Origin of the sequence: Staphylococcus sp. CWZ226 (assembly GCF_018986355.1) — a bacterium.
Taxonomy (GTDB): Bacteria; Bacillota; Bacilli; order Staphylococcales; family Staphylococcaceae; genus Staphylococcus; species Staphylococcus simulans.
The window spans coordinates 150,997-169,440 of sequence record NZ_JAHMSB010000004.1; the positions used below are offsets into that span (position 1 = coordinate 150,997).

Below are 18,444 nucleotides of genomic sequence, written 5' to 3' on the forward strand. Positions count from 1 at the left end.
GATTTTACATATTATTCTTTGTCGTGTCTGCTACCACGTTTCTCAAGCATACTCAATAACGGACGATAATTGTCATCAATTAATCCTGTAAATTCTACAATCAATTCAATCGTGACTAGAATTAGAATCAACATCATCACAACGCCCCATGGCTGTGATAAGTATAAAATAACACTTGAGATACTGAACATAATCGCAATCGAATAAATTAAAAACACGGTTTGACGGTGTGTATAACCAAGTTTTAATAACTTGTGATGTAAATGCGATTTATCCGGCTGCATAATACGTTGTCCCTTTTTCGCTCTTCTGATCATCGCAAATAATGTATCGATAAACGGTACGGCTAAAATCACCATCGGGAACAGTAACGAGAAGAAAGTAATATTCTTGAACCCGAGTAAAGAAACAAAGCTGATAATAAAGCCGAGTTGTAGTGAGCCGCTGTCTCCTAAGAAAATCTTTGCGGGATGTGAATTATAAAATAAAAAGCCGAGCAGCGAACCAATCATGACTGAACAAATCATCATGATAAAAATATCTGCTTGTAATATCGCAATAAAACCAATCGTCATAAATGCAATAGTTGAAACCCCTGCGGCTAAACCATCTAGCCCATCGATTAAGTTAATCGCATTGGTAATCGCAATAATCCAAAAAACAGTAATCGGAATACTTAAAATACCGAACTGAATCGTGCCTGGAACGAACGGCAATTGAATGAAGTCAATTGTGACACCGTGATACACTACCACTAGTGCAGCTAAAATCTGGCCTGCAAGTTTGTACAACGGTTTTAAGTCATGCACATCATCAATCAAACCGACAAAATACATAATCATCGTTCCAAGAATTAAAGGAATAATCTCACGTTCAATAGGATGACCAATCCAAATTCCTAAAATAAACGCAAAGAGTATCACCGTTCCCCCTAGTACAGAAACAGGTTTCGTGTGCACTTTTCGATAATTCGGCTTATCCATAATATCCAGCTTTTTGGATATTTTAATCACAATCGGCGTCAAAATCACACTTACCGCCATGGTAACTAATATCAGTAAAAGTGTTATCATTTTATATCCATTGCCAAAATACTGTTCAATCTATGTCATACTTAAAGAGAACACGCTGTTATCTGCCTTTTGACAAGGGAACCTCCCTTCAATGCTCATATGTATACAATATCAATAATCTATTTTAACACGAATTATTGATTATTGTAGTAGATTATAATAACAGTTATCAATGTTTCAGATGACAAAATGTATATTTTCACTTACAATAACTAAGTGGTTATACAAAGGAGCAGATCAATTATGATTGAAGCTATCATTTACAATACTTCGGTGACTGTTGCAGGTATCTATCTCTTTCATAGACTGCAATATTCAGAAACGAAACAAATGAAGTTTTCACAAACTTATGTCACGATTCTTATGACTGTCGTCGCACTTTTACTTGCGGCCTATCCGATACCAGTTCATAATTATTTACTTTATTTAACATTTGTGCCGCTCTTATTCTTAGGACGTTATACAAACGTCTTCTTTACTATGGTGGCTGCAGCTATTATTTTTGTCGTAGATGTTTTCGTTTACGGCGATCCTTTGGCATATAATATTGCTTTATTAATTATCGCCTTAGCTGTAAGCATCATCGGACCCTTTATCAAACAAAATGATATTGTGTCACTTCAAATCTTGAACGTCGTAAGTTTAGTTATCTTAAGTGTCGTTTCAATGATTACGCACTTCTATACATTACAAGAAATTATATACTTAATTCCGATATCATTTATCGTTACTATCGCATCTTCCATTATCTTTGTAGATATTTGGCGTTTCTTTACACTTGTCCAACGATATGAAAACGAAGAACGTTATGATTATTTAACTGGACTTGGCAATGTAAAAGAATTTGATCGTCATTTAAATAAAATGACAGACAAAGCAGATGATAAAAATACAAGTTTAGGTTTACTTTTAATTGATATCGACGGCTTCAAAGATGTAAACGATGCCTTTACGCACCGTTCAGGAGACGCAGTCTTAAAACAAATCTCACAACTATTAATCAACTATGTGCCACCGAACATGAAAATATTCAGAAACGGCGGCGAAGAATTCTCAGTAGTACTACTTGGTTATTCACTTGACCAAAGTGTAAAACTGGCTGAAAGTATTCGTGCAGGCGTGGAACAATCAACATTCCACTTGCCGAATAAAGAAGTCATCAAACTCTCTGTATCTATCGGTATCGGTTATTTAACCGCAGACGATTACAAATCACAACGTAAAGTCTTTAAAGATGCAGATGATATGTTGCATATGGCTAAAAATGAAGGGCGTAACCAAGTGATGTTTAACCCAATTGTTAAATAAACCATTTGTTTCAAAAAATGACATATTGAGACAAGAATCTATTACGGTTCTTGTCTCTTTTTTTCATTTCTATTGCAATCATCGATGTTCTATTGCAACTTTTTACTGTTCCCTGTAAACTTTCAAGTGTCAACAAAATCAAACGAGAAGGAGCGCAAAAAGGTGCCTGAAGAAGCAATTACCATAATAGATGAGAACAAAGTGATAGACGTTGTACTCACTGCAGGAAAGATATTACTTGAAAGCGGTGCAGAAACATATCGTGTTGAAGATACGATGTCTCGCATCGCTTATAGTTTTGGTTTAGATAATACCAACAGTTTCGTGTCGAATACTGCGATTATATTCTCATTAAACGACCGAACGAACACACGATTGATTCGTGTGCGTGATAGAACAACGGACTTAGAAAAAATTGCCCTAGCCAATAATATTTCACGTAAAATCGCTAAAAATGAACTAACGATTGATGAAGCAAAATCAGAATTGATTCATTTAGAACATGCTTCACTGCAATATTCATATTTAACTAAATTTTTAGCCGCTTCTATTGCCTGTGGATTTTTCTTATTTATGTTTGGAGGCGTTGCACAAGATTCCATTTTTGCCATTTTGGCGGGTGCAGGTGCTTTCTTAACATTCGATTTCGTTCAACGTTTTATTCAAATCAAATTCTTTTCTGAGTTTATCAGTGCCATTGTTGTCATTAGTGTCGCCGCCATCAGTCATAAACTCGGACTGTCCATCAACCAAGATATTATTACCATTTCAGGGGTCATGGTCTTAGTACCAGGTATTTTAATCACTAATGCAATCAGAGATTTAATGGCCGGTGAATTGCTTGCTGGGATGTCACGCGGTATGGAAGCTGCATTGACTGCCTTTGCGATTGGTGCCGGTGTTGCGATTATTTTACTCTTCTTTTAAGAAAGGCGTGTTACAGAATTGATCTTACATTATTTATTTCACTTTGTTATCAGCTTTTGTTCTACATTGCTATTTTCAATCCTATTCAACGCGCCGCGTAAACAATTGCCGGCATGCGGTTATGTAGGCGCAATGGGATGGACCATCTACATCATTTCGATGGATTTGAACTCAGGTAAAGTAGCTGCTTCTTTCCTAGGCAGCTTTATCTTAGCAATTATGAGTCATGCGATGGCAAAACGTTATTTCCAACCTGTCATTATCTTTATTGTGCCAGGTATCATTCCCCTTGTACCTGGGGGCGCTGCGTATGAAGCCACACGTTTCCTAGTCACAAATCAATATACCCATGCAGTCAACACTTTTTTAGAGGTTACCTTGATTTCAGGTGCCATTGCTTTTGGTATATTATGTGCAGAAATCAGTTACCATATTTATAATCGTATTAGAATCAACTATGGTAAAATGAAAGGTAAATCCTATAGGAAACAATTTAACATGAATAATAGAGGTTAAGGGGTGCATATCAAGTGAAAGAACAATTAATCGACAGACTGAAACGTTACGCGGAGATTGATACACAATCTAATCCAGACTCAGAAGCAACACCATCAACTGAGAAACAATGGGATTTGTTAAATGTGTTAAAACAAGAATTAGAAAATCTTGGTTTAGAAACAGACTTAGATGATAATGGCTATTTATTTGCGACATTAGAAAGCAATATCGCAAAAGAAGTACCGACTGTAGGCTTTTTAGCACACGTTGATACTTCACCAGACTTTAATGCGACAAATGTTAAGCCGCAAATTATTGAAAACTACGACGGCAAGCCAATTCAACTCGGCGATACGGACCGCGAATTAAACCAAACTGTCTTCCCTGCTTTAAAATCAGTAGAAGGCCACACTTTAATGATTACAGACGGTACATCATTACTTGGCGCAGACGATAAAGCGGGTGTTGCTGAAATTATGACTGCTTTAAACTATTTAGTTGAACATCCAGAAGTGAAACACGGACGTATCCGTGTCGCATTTACGCCAGATGAAGAAATCGGACGTGGACCTCATAAATTCGATGTAGCTCGTTTCGGGGCTGACTTTGCCTATACAATGGACGGCAGTCAATATGGCGAATTACAATTTGAAAGCTTTAACGCAGCTGAAGCAACGATTACTTGTCATGGTGTCAATGTACATCCAGGTTCTGCGAAAGATGTCATGGTTAATGCGATTAAATTAGGCGAACGCTTCGACAGTCAATTACCACAAGATGAAGTGCCAGAAGAAACAGAAGGCTACGAAGGTTTCTTCCACTTGATGAACTTCAATGGTACAACTGAAAAAGCTCAATTGAAATATATCGTACGTGATCACGACCGCAATCGCTTTGAAGCACGTAAAGCATTACTTGAAGATATTAAAAATGAAATTAACGCAGATTATTCAAATAATCCAGTTGAAGTAGAAGTCCATGACCAATACTTCAATATGGCTGAAAAAATCAATGAAGTACCTGAAGTCATCGAGGTTCCAAAACGTGTCTTCAAACAATTAGGTATTGAACCTAATACCGAACCGATTCGCGGTGGTACAGACGGCTCACAACTATCATTTATGGGTCTACCGACACCAAACATCTTCACAGGTTGCGATAACTTCCATGGCCCATTTGAATATGCTTCTATCGATGTCATGGAAAAAGCAGTACAAGTGATTGTAGGTATCGCAGAAGAAGTAGGCAATACCGAAGCATAATACAACTTTAACGTTACTAAAGAGACGTCACTATGTACGTATAAATATAAAAATGGCTGAACCTAAATTACAAAGGGTTCAGCCATTTTTGATTATTCATTTAAGATTATTAGTTGATTATGCTTTTGTTTGTGATTTTTGCGTATTGAATGTTGTTGTTAGGAGCTTTAAAGCTTGGACAGCGTAGAAGCGGATTTGTAAACCGGCTTCAAAACTTGTATAGCGCTTCGGCATTGTCATAAATAAGTTGAACATACCTGTAACACCTAACGCTTCATAACGATCGAATTTATCTGCTGTCGCATTAATCGCAATGCAAGGCTTATGATATTTTGTCGCAAGCTCTGCAATTCTTAATGATGTTGTTTCTAATAAATGATCTTGTTCATTGATACCTTCACCGAACATAATTAAATCTGCTTGTTCAATCAAGTTTTCTAAGTGCGTAATTTGATCCACTAAGCTATGACTTGTTAGAACTTCTGCGTTATAAAGTGCAGCTAAGACAGCCGCAATACCGCCACCTGCACCACCGCGTTCTACTGTACTTGTCACCGTACGTGTTTCATTTTTTAAGATTTCGCTGAAATACCAAACTAAATTATCAATCGTCGCAGCTTCTTCTCTAGAAATCTCTAACAATTTATAAACTTGCATGATTTCACTTTCTTTACCATACATCTTGCTGGCAAAGTCAGAGACGAGTTGGATACGCGTTTCTTTTAATCGTTGATCAAGGCCTGAGAAATCTACACGACGAATGTATTTTAATACGCCTACGCCTTCTTTCGCATCGACAGGTTCACCTTCATCGTTGTAATATTTGGCACCTAACGCTTGCAGCATACCAGCACCGCCGTCAAAACTTGCGATATTACCGAGTGAAATCACTAAATGCTTGGCATCATTATCTAATGCTGCCGCAATCAATTCACCTAAACCATAGCTGGTACGCTCTGTCAGCGGTCGATTCCCTTGTAAGAATAAATCCGCTTCAATAATCGTCATGCCGCTCTCAGTCTTACCATAAACACCTTCAACTTGTTTCATATCTGCATCATGGACATTCACACGATATTTCGTGCCAGACTGCCATAAGAAGACAGAGTCCATCAATTCATGACGCCCATTGAACAGCGGCACTTGGACAATATCCGCTTCTTCAATTTGACTAGCGACCGCTTCTTCTACATATCGATTCGCCTCATAACTTGAAACGATTCCATTAAATTCATCCATTGCGACTAATACTCTCATTTTGTCACCTCAAATAAAGTTTCCCAATGTTTGTTCAATTCACTTAAATATTATACAGGGCTTATTTCAAAAAACCTACTGTAACGCCTAATGCTTGTTTTGCTTTAAATTAAAAAAACTCCAAGCTTTCAGATTGTGTTGGAAACATATACCCTTCATGTCCAACGTCTAAAAGCATGGAGTCCGCTTTTTACTTTATGTTATTAGTGCTTGTGTCCCCTGACAAGCAAGTTTACTCTTCAGCTTGTGCAAGTGAAGTCACATTAATGTCATCATGACTTGCATGCCATTTAACTTCACCATCAACAAAATAAAAAGCTTGTGGCGATTCATGCTTCACGCCAGTTTGTTCTGCAATGTAATCAGATACATCTCTTTGTTCTTGCACAATTAAATAATACCCATCGATATCACGTTCATATAAGAATTTATTGAACTGATCGTAAGCATTTGCTGAAATTGGGCAAGTGTTACTGTGTTTCATAATAAATACATATTTGTTGTCGTTAATTACTTGTTTAAACTGGTCAATTGAAGTCAGCTTTGTAGCCATTCTATTCACCTCTAAAAATATTTATCACCTAAAGTGATAGTCCCATTCATTCCATTTCCTATTTCAATGTGTCTAATTATACACACTTTATATTTCAATGTTAACCAAAATACTAATATTTTTCTTGCTTTTTTCAATCATTCTGATGTACATCGTTCTTTAAGCCCTTGAAATCATTACGGAATTGATGGTGGTACTTATCTAATTCATTCCCTATTAAAGGAGTTTTATTCATATCATATTGCTCCAATTTACGGCTGATGTCAATGGTTCTTTGTCGTGTCTCGTAATAATTTTGCAGACTATAATACATTTCGATTGCGGTCTGATGCGCTTTTGCAGTCTTTTCTTCTGATACACTTGCTTGATTCAACTCTTCAATTTGTTTGCTGATTAAAGGTTGAATTTTTTCTTTGATGACTGTTTTAGTGTTTTGAGGATTGTCAGCATCTAAATATTTCTTCGCAATCTTCTGCAACTCCTTATTATGATGTTTTAATTTACTTGTAAATTTATCTATACTCTCAGTTTCACCATTTTGACGTGCTTCTGTTACTTGCTTCTCTAAAAGTGCACGATTCTTCTCAAATAATCTCGTGTAATTTAAAATATCTTCATTCGCTTTGATGGATTGATTACATAAATGTACGAAGCTACGAATATCTTTTAATGCTTTTTCTTGTTGGTCTACCTCATGCAAATACGTGTGACGTAATTGTTTCACCTTTTTAGTTTCTGCAGGAAGCTGTTTTGCGGCTTTTTTATAAGATTTAAAGGCCGGCATTAATTTCTTATCGATATCTTTCTCCATTTGTTGAAAGTCTGTTTTGTTTCTATCTGTTAAATCTGATTTGCTTAATTCACTTAAACGATTTAAATGAATATCATCCATGACTTGTTTAACATGTTTCTCTTCTTTATCCACTTCATGCTTCGCTTTTTCAAAGTGATTTAAATCTGACTGTGTTTTACTATTGCATGCCGCAAGAGACAGCGTTAGACAAACAATCGTTATTGCGAGAAGCCATTTTTTCACATTGTCCACTCCTGTCTTTTTATCTGTATAGTTTGCATGATTAATGTTTGAGTATGTCAGAATTCATAATATAATACTTTTAGAACTTTTACAAAGGACGGTTGAATATGTATTCTAAAACGCAGCCCTTAATCAAAGATAGGCAAGCGCTTCAAAATTATCAAAATCAATTTCAAGAGTTAAGCGACTTATTACTCGGTCTACTTAATACACCTGTTAAGACAGTCCACCATATCGGCGGTACTGCACATTTTAATTATCCAACAGAACCGATTTTAGATTTATTAGTCGGCGTTACTAATTTACATGATATTACAGCTTTAGATGAAAAACGATTAAATTATGCCGGTTTCTATCGCTTGCACCACCGTTATAAGAAAAAAGTAGTAATGGCGCAATTCAATAATATGAAAGAACTTAAACAAATCGTTCGTCTGCACATATTACAAATTGAATCTGATCAATATGACCACTATTTAACGATGCAAGAGGCTTTAACCCATAATTCTGAGTTACAAGCAGAATTTGCAGAAGCAAAACAAGCTTTACATGCTAAATCAGAGACTATTCGTGACTATGAAACAGGTAAATCAGCTTTGTTTGAAAAGTTGTCACGAAGATACGGGTTGAATTAAGCGGATTGTATTTCACAAAAAGCCTGTTTCATTGCTATAATAAGAAAGTGAAAATAATTGAAAGGGAGTTCTATCGTTGCACAAAGATGACATTCTTACAGAACTGAAAAAAGTTCTGCCAGAAGAAATTATTAAAGTTGATGAACCATTAAAACGCTATACTTATACGCAAACAGGAGGAAATGCTGACTTCTATCTCAGTCCGACAACTTTTGAAGAAGTTCAAGCCATCAATCACATTGCTAGAATCAACAACATTCCTGTCACTTATTTAGGCAACGGCTCTAATATTATTATTCGTGAAGGCGGTATTCGCGGGATTGTATTGAGCCTATTGTCTATGGATTATATTAAAGTTGAAGATAATGTCATAATTGCAGGAAGCGGTGCAGCGATTATTGATGTCTCCCGTACTGCACGTGATGAATCTTTAACTGGCTTAGAGTTTGCTTGCGGTATCCCAGGATCAATTGGCGGTGCTGTCTTTATGAATGCCGGTGCTTATGGCGGCGAAGTCCGTGATTGTATTGATTACGCGGTATGTGTTAATGAACGCGGTGAACTTGTACAACTTACACGTGATGAATTAGAACTTGGCTACCGAAGCAGTATTGTTCAAAAACAACACTTGGTTGTGCTAGAAGCTGCATTTAACTTAACACCTGGCAAACAAGATGAAATCCAAGCCGTTATGGACGATTTAACAGAACGTCGTGAGTCAAAACAACCACTTGAATATCCTTCATGCGGCAGTGTTTTCCAAAGACCACCAGGCCACTTTGCGGGTAAATTAATTCAAGACTCTGACTTACAAGGCCACCGTATCGGCGGTGTTGAAGTTTCAACGAAACATGCTGGATTTATGGTCAATGTTGATAACGGTACTGCGACAGATTATGAAGACTTGATTCACCATGTACAACAAGTCGTTAAAGAAAAATTTGATGTCGAATTGCATCCAGAAGTACGTGTTATTGGTGATCATCCAGAAGATGAATAATAAACATCATACCGTTCATGGTATCGGTCTAGACAATGAGACGCGTTGTACGCATTACCATACACCTGTTGATGTTATCGCCATTAAATTCAAATGCTGTAATAAATTCTATGCATGTATTCATTGCCATAATGAATCAGAAGATCATGCCCCTGTGCCATGGTCAAAATCAGAATTCGATGAACATGCGATTTTATGTGGTGTATGTGACACCACATTGTCAATCAAGGAATATATGGAAACAGACCATTGTCCGCACTGTGATGCGCAATTCAATCCAAGATGCGCTGCACATTATCCTTTATACTTTGACGTTTAAAGTAACAGTATACAAACTAATGACGATTTAAACTAAATAAAACCGAGCCGGAAATTATTGCATTCCGACTCGGTTTTTTTAATTACCATCTTCCCCCTCTTAAAAACGGTAATTATTATTTAACAACCTCTTTTAATTCGTCAATTTGTTTCATTGTTGTAGTTGTTGAACCTGAAGCAAAGTACCATAATTTCGGATCAAGTTCATAAATTTCATCGTCTTTAACTGCTTTAACATTCTTAATTACATCGTTTCCTAAGACTTGTTTCGCAGTTGATTTACTACCGATAGCTTGACCACGGTCCATTGCTAAAATCACATCTGGATTTTTCTCATTGATGTATTCGTTTGTTACGTTTTGACCATGTGAGCTGCCTTTGATTTTGCTGTCAGCTGGTTTAAAGCCTAATGTGTTATAAACTAAGCTGCCGAAACGTTCTTTAGGACCGAAAGTAGATAATTCACCTTCGTTTACTAATAAGTACATTACTTTTTTATCAAAATCTTTTGTTTTATCTTTCATGTCAGCGATTTTTTTGTCTAATTCTTTATTTAATGACTTCGCTTTATCTTCTTTGTCGTAAATTTTACCTAAGTTTTCAGCATTTTTCTTCACTGAATTTACATAGTCTTTATCATCAGCACCTACATAAACAACTTTAGCGTCTGGTGCTGCTTTTTTGAATTCATCTAAATTCTTTTGGTTAGCTGTACGTGATGAAATGAAGATAACTTCTGGTTTAGCTTGCGCAATTTTGTCGAAGTTCACTTCTTTTAAAGAACCTGTGTTGATGTATTTGTCATCTTTAAATTCTTTTAAGAAGTCTGGTAATGTGCTGTTGCCTTCACCTTTAGGTACTGCTTTAACTTTATCTGCGACACCCATAGCTTTAAGTGTATCTAATGCACCATAGTCTAAAACGACAGCATTTTTAGGGTTCACTGGTACTTCAACTTCATTTTTAACCCCTTTTTCATCGCCGCCTTTAGGATCTTCACTTCTTAATTGGTAATTATTTTCAATTTTAACTGTCTTTTTATCTGATGAACCTTTTTCTGAACTTTCTTTTGAATCACTGCCATTACCACACGCAGCAAGTAAAAACATAATACTAACTAAAATAAATAAGCCTAATTTCTTCATTTTTCTTTATCCTCCTGAAATGTGTTAGACCCCCGTCTTGATATGCCGTAAAAAATCGGCATCACCCCTTTCAAATGGTCAGTGTTTAACTATAATATAGGCAAATTCTTTGGCCTCTGATGCATTCGATATCGACATCCATGTCATAAAGATGTCTTAAGATGCTCGGTTGAATAACTTCGTCTCGTTCACTCGCTTTGACGATTTCGCCATCTTTCATCGCAATTACATCATCTGAATAACTAGACGCAAAGTTGATATCGTGTAATACAATTACAATTGTTTTGCCATGTTCTCGTGTTAGCTTTCTCAATGTTTTCATAATTTCTACTGAATATTTCATGTCTAGATTATTCAGCGGTTCGTCTAATAAGATACATTCTGTATCTTGTGCGATTGTCATCGCAATATAAGCACGTTGACGTTGACCACCTGAAAGTGTTTTAAGATTACGATCTCTGATTTCTTGTAGTTGGAGTAAATCTAAAGCTTCATTGATTTTTTCTTTATCTGTATCGTCTAATCGGCCTTTAGAGTATGGGAAGCGACCGAATGCGACTAATTGTTCGACTGTAATATTTAGTTCCGTATGATTCGTTTGTTTTAAAACTGAAAGCTTCTTCGCAATTTCATTACTTGTAAATGCGCCAATACCTTCGTGTTCAAGTTCTATAGAACCTGTATCTATATCCATTAAACGGCTGACCGCAGATAATAAGGTACTTTTACCTGCCCCGTTTGGACCTATTAATGACGTCAAACGTCCTTTACGAATTTCTACGTTAATATCTTTAAGAATCGGTTTATCATGAATCGTTTTATTTAAATCTTGAACTTGTATCATCATGAATTTCTCCTTTTAATCAATAAGTATACGAAGTAACTTCCTCCGATTAAGTTGATGAGGATACTTACTTCTGTCGTGGCTTCAAATAAATGTTCTACAATCCATTCTGCAGTAAATAAGCTGATCCAGCTTAAAAATATTGTCGCAGGTAATAAGTATTTATGTTCATATGTTTTCATGACTTCATGCGCAATGTTCACAGTTAATAACCCTAAGAATGTAATCGGACCAACAAGCGCTGTAGCGATTGAAGTTAATAACGCGACCATAATCATTAATAAACGTGTCATTCGTGTATAGTTGACACCTAAGTTCAATGCCTGTGCTTTCCCTAATAGTAATACGTCTAAATAAGGCAAGATTTTAATTGTAATTAAAATTAGAATAACTAAGACAATGCTGCTGATGGCAACTAATTTTGAGTTCGATGCATTAAAGTTCGCAAACATTGAACTTTGTACAGCTAAGAAATCTTCAGGGTTGATTACGAGTTCGATAAAGCCAGTGATACTTCTAAAGAATGTACCTAAAATCACACCGATTAATAAGATAAAGTACACTGAGAAGTTACCGTATTTAAAAACACCCTGGAATAGAATGAGTGCGAATATAATCATTGCGACTAATGTTAACGCAAAGTTGAGATAAATATTTGTCACTGCCATTGATTGAATACCAAAGATAAAGACTAAGACAACTTTGACAAACATATAGACCGCATCTAATCCCATCATAGACGGTGTTAATAATCGGTTGACTGTAATCGCTTGGAATATAATGACAGAGGTACCAATCGCTGCACCGACTAAAATCATTAAAATCAGTTTCCTGATTCGACTTTGTATCTGATACGCAAAGATATCAAAGTCAATGCCTAACAAGAGATATAAAATACCCGTTACCACAACTACACCCAATAATATAAATAATCTGATATTACTTTGTTTATGACTCATAGTTGCGACTCCCTTTAAATAACATTACTAAGAAAATTAATGTCCCGAAGACACCAATAGTCAATCCGATATTGATTTCATATGGATAAACAATCACACGTCCTAAGATGTCGGACACCAATACAAAAATCGCACCTAAGACAGCAGTGTGCGGCAAGGCATTTTTTAAATGGTCTCCTCTATAGATAGACACAATATTCGGCACAATTAAGCCTAAGAACGGTAAAGTACCAACTGTCACAACGACTAATGCGGTCATTGTTGCGGTAATCGTTAAGCCGAACATCATAATTCGATCGTAGTTGACTCCTAAGTTATGGCTGAAGTCTTTACCCATACCAGCAATAGTGAAATAGTTGGCAAAAATATACGTAACAATAAGCAATGGGATGCTTAAATATAAGACTTCATATCGACCGCTTGTGATAATCGCAAAGTTACCGTTCAACCAGTTCCCAATACTTTGCAGTACATTCGTCCTTAATGCCACAAACGTTGTTAAACTAGATATAATACCGCCAATCATAATACCGAGTAACGGCACGAATATAACATCTTTAAAACGTATAATTTGAATCAATTTCATAAAGAAGAATGTTCCGCCGATACTAAGTACCATAGCGAATAACAGCTTAATTAAAATATGCGCTTGCGGAAAGAAGATTAATGAGATGAGGATCCCTAGTTTCGCCCACTCCATCGTCCCTGCAGTTGTCGGACTGACGAACTTGTTTTGCATCATCTGCTGCATAATCAGTCCAGCCAGTGCTAAAGAACTGCCTGAAATGATAATACTGACTGTTCTTGGAATACGGCTCGAAAAAAGTATATTTTGCTGATCTGCGGTTAAATGAAAAATTTGTGTAATAGAAAGCTGACTAACGCCCACAAACAATGAAAGGATAGTCAAAAATATAAAAAGAATTAATAAAACTGGAAAGCGCATGAGTTGTTTAATCATTTGAAACTCCTATCCCCTCTAAAAACAATTAATGATCAACTGTAACTGATAATCATTTTCACTTACTTTCTATCGTATCAGTTTCTCCCGTTTTATCAATGCTTTTCAAACATTTTCAGGAAAATTCTTTTAAAAATATAGGCTATTCCCTGAGATAGAATGTATTTTTTCTCTCTTTATTTCGATTAACTCTTTTGCTTCAACATATTTTATTTTCAATTATATTTTTTTAAAACAAAAAAAAGAGCAATGACTTCAAACCGTTTTCACAGTCAGAATCAATGCTCTTCAAAATGATATTATTTATTTTTCATCATCAAAAATAAAGTCTTCATCACGTAATGCTTCTACGTTTAACGCTAACGTATAACCGTCACCTTTAACTGAGAAGAAGTCATGGTTTTTCGTTGACGTATCTAATGCGTTTTCGATAATTGGGTTGAATTCGCGTTCTTCGAAATAAGGTTCAAAACCTAAGTTGGATAATGCTTTGTTTCCGTTATAACGTACATAGTTCAATACATCATCTGTTAAACCAATTTGGTCATATAGTGAATGTGTATAAGAAACTTCGTTTTTGTATAACTCATCTAATAGTTTATACATTTCTTGATCTGCACGTTGTTTTTCATTTTCTGAAAGTTCATTACGCATGTGTTGCGCATCTAAACCAGTGAACACACCGTGGATAGACTCGTCTAATAAAATCTTACGGATGATTTCACCAGATGTTGTCATACGACCTTGTCCAGCAAGATAAAGTGGATAGTAGAATCCAGAATAGAATAAGAATGTTTCTAAGAACACACTAGATACACGTGCCATATATTGGTCATATACTGATGCATCTTTTCTCCATAATTTATGATAGTTACCCACAATTTTATCTGATTTGAATTTTAAATGTGGTTCTTCAAGTACCCATGTATCTAAAAGATAGTTTGTCTCACTAGATGGTAATAATGTTGTGAAAATGTGAGAATAACTTTTCGCATGGATTTGTTCCATCATACCCATAAATGAGTAGACAGCTTTTTTACGTAAATCTTTTGTATGCATCATGACTAAAGGCATGCCGTCATCAGCTTGATGTGTATCTAAACCTGTTAAACCTGCAAGTGCCTTCTTAAATGTATCTTGTTCTTCTGGTGTTAATGTTTTCCAACTCGCAATATCTTTAGAAACTTTAAATTCAGTTTCTACCCACATTTGGGAGATGTTTTGTCGCCAAAACATGTTTGTCATATCTTCTTGCGTGTTCCAATTGACAGCAATCATCAAAGTGCATTTCCCCATTCTTGATTTTTAATTTTACTCGTTCAAATTCCGTTTAAAAAATTTATATGATTAGAGGAACAACCTCATTAGGATTGTTCCTTGATAGGCTTCATTAGATTGCGCAGCTTGTACATTCTTCTACGCTTAATAATTTGTTACGTGTATAATAAAGTGATTTTAGACCTTTATGATGTGCATAGACATATAAACGTGCTAATTCACGTGTAGAGATTTCTGAGTTAACGTAAAGGATTGTTGAGATACCTTGGTCAACGTGTTGTTGGATTGTTGCTACTAAATCAATTAAACGCATTTGATCTGTATTGAATGCTGATTTGTAGTACCACATTGTTTGTGGTGATAAGAATGGCATTGGATAGAATGTTTCTGCGTTGCCATACGTACGACGTTCGATTTGATCAACAATCGGCATTACTGAACTTGTTGCGTTTTGCACGTAAGAAATACTTTGTGTTGGCGCAATCGCAAGACGATAAGCATGATATAAACCATATTGCTTAACATCTTCTGCTAAAGCTTTCCAATCTTCTGCAGTAGGGATTTCTAAACCTTCAAATAAAGGTTTAACTTTTTCGTATTCAGGCACGATATCCGCTTCTGTATACTTTTCAAAGTATTTACCGCTCGCATAATCTGATTTCTCAAATTCTTTATAAGCTTCGCCGCGTTCTTTCGCAATTTGCATTGAACGCTCGATTGAGTAATAGTTCATCATCATGAAGAACACATTTGCGAAGTCTTTTGCTTCTTCAGATTCATAACCGATTTGGTTCTTCGCAAGGTAACCATGCAAGTTCATAACACCTAAACCAACAGAGTGCAATTCACTGTTTGCTTTACGTACACCTGGTGCGTTTTGGATGTTTGCTTCGTCACTTACAACAGTTAAAGCATCCATACCTGTGTGTACAGAATCTCTGAATTTACCTGATTCCATCACATTGACAATGTTCAACGAACCTAAGTTACATGAAATGTCACGTTTGATTTCATCTTCCACACCATAGTCATTGATAATAGATGTTTCTTGTAATTGGAAGATTTCAGTACATAAGTTACTCATTTTGATTTGTCCAATGTTTGAGTTGGCATGTACTTTGTTTGCGTTATCTTTAAACATTAAATAAGGATAACCTGATTGTAATTGTGTTTGAGCAATTGTATTTAACATTTCACGTGCATCTTTTTTACGTTTTAAGACATTCGGATTTTCGACCATTTCATCATAGTATTTATCAAGATCGATATCATCTAATGTTACACCGTATTCATTGTAAACTGTGTGTGGTGCGAACATGTAGAAGTCTTTACCTTCTTTTGCAAGTTCAAAGAATTTAGCAGGTACGATTAAACCTGTAGAAATTGTTGCTAGACGAAGGTCTTCATCTGCGTTTACTTTTTTCGTATCTAAGAATTCTTCAACATCATAGTGGAAGATGTTTAGGTAAACAGCACCAGCACCTGGTCTTTGACCTAATTGGTCTGCGTAGCTGAAGCCGCCTTCAAGTGATTTTGCTACAGGTAAGACACCTTTTGCGACGCCTTTGATTCCTTTGATTGCTTCACCACGTGCACGAAGTTTAGATAAGTTGATTGCGACACCGCCGCCGATTTTACTTAATTGTTTCGCTGTTGAATCAATAAAGTTGATAGAGTTTAAGCTGTCGTCTACTTCTAATAAGAAACATGATACAAGCTCACCTCTACGGGCACGGCCTGCGTTTAAGAATGTTGGTGTTGCAGGTTGGTAACGTTGTTCAATCATAGATGAAATAAATTGTTTTGCTTGCGCTTTGTCACCATCTGCTAAATAAAGTGCGACAATAGTCACGTGTTGTGTATAGTCTTCTAAATATTGTTTTTTATCGTTTGTTTTTAATGCATAATCTTTAAAGAATTTACTTGCTGACATATAGCTCGCAAATGTAAATGGAATACTGCGTGCATACTCAGTAATTTCTTTTAAGTCTTCTTCACTATATGTTTGGAATACATCTACATAGAAATCATTATCTACAAGATAGTGCAAACGTTCGATTTCTGAATCGAAATAAATCGTATGATCTTTGATTTCTTCTAAATAAACTTCTAGCGCTTCTTGGTCTTTTTCTAAGCTGAAGAAACCATTTTCTTTACGCTTTGTAACCTCATTATTTAACTCAATATGATTGTATTGCTTTTCGTTCATAGTCTTCATATAAATGCCCCACCTTATCTTTAAACTCTTCTACGTCTTTCTTTGTACCTTGTACTTCAAATTTCATTAATAGCGGAACGAGATATTTTCGAGAAATGGTCTCGCTGGCTTTCGCAAAGTTTTGACCCCAGTTACGGTTACCACTGCCGACCACTGCTCTGATCATGTTTCCGTTATGACTTAAAAATGTTTTGACAACATCTGGCACTTCTCCAAAGCCGATTGTACTAGTGACCAATACATAAGGCTCATCCAAGCGCACATCCGCGCAGTTATCATTTGTAATCTCTAAAGTGTCCTCAAATTCAGTTCTTGCAACAAATCGTCTCACGTTACCAGTAAATGAAAAATATACTACCTTCATTGAATCACCCGCTTTCTTACAAAGAACGCGCTTAATCGTCACATAGCGTCATGCACATATTATTCATAATTAAAAAACATGCCAGGCTGCCGTACTGGTATTGCTGTTTCTAAAAAGAAGTTGTGACTGCTGCATGTTTTAGTTTATTTCGATATGTTAAATGCATTGCTCCCTGCCACTACATATTGTGTTGGTAATCAGTTAACCGAGTATTCCTTCACAATACTCTTGTCCAAATAAGTACAATTACTCATATTTCTATTTGCTTAGACATGACTTGTCATCACAACTTTGAACACGATTTCTCAACTATACAGAACATATTGGTTAAACCCCTAACCAATCTGTTCATCTTGCAAATTCTGTGTGAAATTGCCTTAAAATAGTGAAATATAATTTTCTTATTTTTGGACTCGACCACAATATATAGTGTTAGGTTCCGTTCTTCAATACTATATTATGTGATTCATTATACCGAACACCTATTATAATTTCAAAGAGATTCACCCGCTAAAATTTTCTTTAAATTTGTCAAAATTGATGAAAGTAGCGTCATCTCTATGCTTGGCGTTCTTAAATTTTTCCAAAAATCATTTTAAAATAAATAATTGTAATTTTGCTCTTGATTTTTTGAGAATTTGTGTACCGCTTGTCATCACAAGATTCCGCTGATTTGCGTCATGAAAGGCTTAACACAATTTATTCATCAACACAAAATAATCATTCCTTTCAGTTAGTGACGTGTCATTTAATCTAATAGATAGAACGTACGTTCGGTTTATAGTATACCATGTTCATTTTCTTTAGC

Annotated in this window: 18 protein-coding genes; 7 read left to right on the plus strand and 11 right to left on the minus strand. The window is 35.9% G+C overall.

Annotated features, from left to right (window positions below; translation table 11 throughout):
- Positions 1–11 precede the first annotated feature (11 nt).
- The gene (locus KRR19_RS04955) at positions 12–1,073 is read right to left on the minus strand and encodes a glycosyltransferase family 4 protein (RefSeq protein ID WP_002481538.1); all 1,062 of its coding nucleotides are present in this window, start codon (positions 1,071–1,073) and stop codon (positions 12–14) included.
- Between the two features lie 243 nt (positions 1,074–1,316).
- Here KRR19_RS04955 and gdpS point away from each other — a divergent pair, with 243 nt between their 5' ends.
- The 4 genes from gdpS (at position 1,317) to pepT (ending at position 5,068) form a co-directional block, all read left to right on the plus strand.
- On the plus strand, positions 1,317–2,381 hold the full coding sequence (gene gdpS, locus KRR19_RS04960; RefSeq protein ID WP_023015380.1) for a GGDEF domain-containing protein GdpS: 1,065 nt from the start codon (positions 1,317–1,319) through the stop codon (positions 2,379–2,381).
- A gap of 162 nt (positions 2,382–2,543) precedes the next feature.
- The gene (locus KRR19_RS04965) at positions 2,544–3,308 is read left to right on the plus strand and encodes a threonine/serine exporter family protein (protein ID WP_002481536.1); all 765 of its coding nucleotides are present in this window, start codon (positions 2,544–2,546) and stop codon (positions 3,306–3,308) included.
- A gap of 21 nt (positions 3,309–3,329) precedes the next feature.
- Positions 3,330–3,824 carry a threonine/serine exporter family protein gene (locus KRR19_RS04970; RefSeq protein ID WP_031262607.1) on the plus strand — a complete coding sequence of 165 codons (495 nt, stop codon included), beginning with the start codon at positions 3,330–3,332 and terminating at the stop codon, positions 3,822–3,824.
- Positions 3,825–3,838: 14 nt separating this feature from the next.
- Positions 3,839–5,068, plus strand: a complete 1,230-nt coding sequence (gene pepT / locus KRR19_RS04975) for a peptidase T (protein WP_156666929.1) — start codon at positions 3,839–3,841, stop codon at positions 5,066–5,068.
- 117 nt (positions 5,069–5,185) lie between these two features.
- On the opposite strand, the gene KRR19_RS04980 is transcribed toward pepT, so the two are convergent.
- The 3 genes from KRR19_RS04980 to KRR19_RS04990 form a co-directional block, all read right to left on the minus strand.
- The gene (locus KRR19_RS04980; RefSeq protein ID WP_002481533.1) at positions 5,186–6,325 is read right to left on the minus strand and encodes a glycerate kinase; all 1,140 of its coding nucleotides are present in this window, start codon (positions 6,323–6,325) and stop codon (positions 5,186–5,188) included.
- 232 nt (positions 6,326–6,557) lie between these two features.
- On the minus strand, positions 6,558–6,878 hold the full coding sequence (gene ytxJ / locus KRR19_RS04985; RefSeq protein ID WP_002481532.1) for a bacillithiol system redox-active protein YtxJ: 321 nt from the start codon (positions 6,876–6,878) through the stop codon (positions 6,558–6,560).
- Positions 6,879–7,011: 133 nt separating this feature from the next.
- On the minus strand, positions 7,012–7,914 hold the full coding sequence (locus KRR19_RS04990) for an EMYY motif lipoprotein (protein WP_156666930.1): 903 nt from the start codon (positions 7,912–7,914) through the stop codon (positions 7,012–7,014).
- Positions 7,915–8,021: 107 nt separating this feature from the next.
- On the opposite strand from KRR19_RS04990, the gene KRR19_RS04995 reads away from it, so the two are divergent.
- From KRR19_RS04995 to KRR19_RS05005, 3 genes are all read left to right on the plus strand, one after another.
- Positions 8,022–8,549: a GrpB family protein gene (locus KRR19_RS04995; RefSeq protein ID WP_057510206.1), complete on the plus strand. Its 528-nt coding sequence runs from the start codon at positions 8,022–8,024 to the stop codon at positions 8,547–8,549.
- Positions 8,550–8,625: 76 nt separating this feature from the next.
- Positions 8,626–9,549 (plus strand): UDP-N-acetylmuramate dehydrogenase, encoded by a 924-nt coding sequence (gene murB / locus KRR19_RS05000; RefSeq protein WP_023015383.1) that lies wholly within the window; start codon positions 8,626–8,628, stop codon positions 9,547–9,549.
- Complete coding sequence (locus KRR19_RS05005; RefSeq protein ID WP_107587317.1) at positions 9,542–9,868, plus strand: CHY zinc finger protein; 327 nt, start codon at positions 9,542–9,544, stop codon at positions 9,866–9,868. Before murB ends, KRR19_RS05005 begins: the two co-directional genes overlap by 8 nt.
- A gap of 115 nt (positions 9,869–9,983) precedes the next feature.
- Here KRR19_RS05005 and KRR19_RS05010 read toward each other — a convergent pair whose 3' ends face one another.
- The 7 genes from KRR19_RS05010 to nrdI form a co-directional block, all read right to left on the minus strand.
- Positions 9,984–11,012: a ferrated catecholamine ABC transporter substrate-binding lipoprotein SstD gene (locus tag KRR19_RS05010; protein WP_002481528.1), complete on the minus strand. Its 1,029-nt coding sequence runs from the start codon at positions 11,010–11,012 to the stop codon at positions 9,984–9,986.
- 85 nt (positions 11,013–11,097) lie between these two features.
- A complete protein-coding gene (locus KRR19_RS05015) occupies positions 11,098–11,856 on the minus strand; it encodes an iron ABC transporter ATP-binding protein (protein WP_002481527.1) in 759 nt (252 codons plus the stop codon).
- The gene (locus tag KRR19_RS05020) at positions 11,856–12,815 is read right to left on the minus strand and encodes an iron chelate uptake ABC transporter family permease subunit (RefSeq protein ID WP_002481526.1); all 960 of its coding nucleotides are present in this window, start codon (positions 12,813–12,815) and stop codon (positions 11,856–11,858) included. Before KRR19_RS05020 ends, KRR19_RS05015 begins: the two co-directional genes overlap by 1 nt.
- Positions 12,805–13,761 carry an ABC transporter permease gene (locus KRR19_RS05025; RefSeq protein WP_207021120.1) on the minus strand — a complete coding sequence of 319 codons (957 nt, stop codon included), beginning with the start codon at positions 13,759–13,761 and terminating at the stop codon, positions 12,805–12,807. Before KRR19_RS05025 ends, KRR19_RS05020 begins: the two co-directional genes overlap by 11 nt.
- A 318-nt stretch (positions 13,762–14,079) precedes the next feature.
- Positions 14,080–15,054 (minus strand): class 1b ribonucleoside-diphosphate reductase subunit beta, encoded by a 975-nt coding sequence (gene nrdF, locus KRR19_RS05030; RefSeq protein ID WP_002481524.1) that lies wholly within the window; start codon positions 15,052–15,054, stop codon positions 14,080–14,082.
- 112 nt (positions 15,055–15,166) lie between these two features.
- Positions 15,167–17,272, minus strand: coding sequence for a class 1b ribonucleoside-diphosphate reductase subunit alpha (gene nrdE / locus KRR19_RS05035; RefSeq protein WP_023015386.1), 2,106 nt, complete (start codon positions 17,270–17,272; stop codon positions 15,167–15,169).
- On the minus strand, positions 17,235–17,636 hold the full coding sequence (gene nrdI / locus KRR19_RS05040) for a class Ib ribonucleoside-diphosphate reductase assembly flavoprotein NrdI (RefSeq protein ID WP_216733499.1): 402 nt from the start codon (positions 17,634–17,636) through the stop codon (positions 17,235–17,237). The genes nrdE and nrdI overlap by 38 nt, the downstream gene beginning before the upstream one ends.
- Between the last annotated feature and the right edge of the window lie 808 nt (positions 17,637–18,444).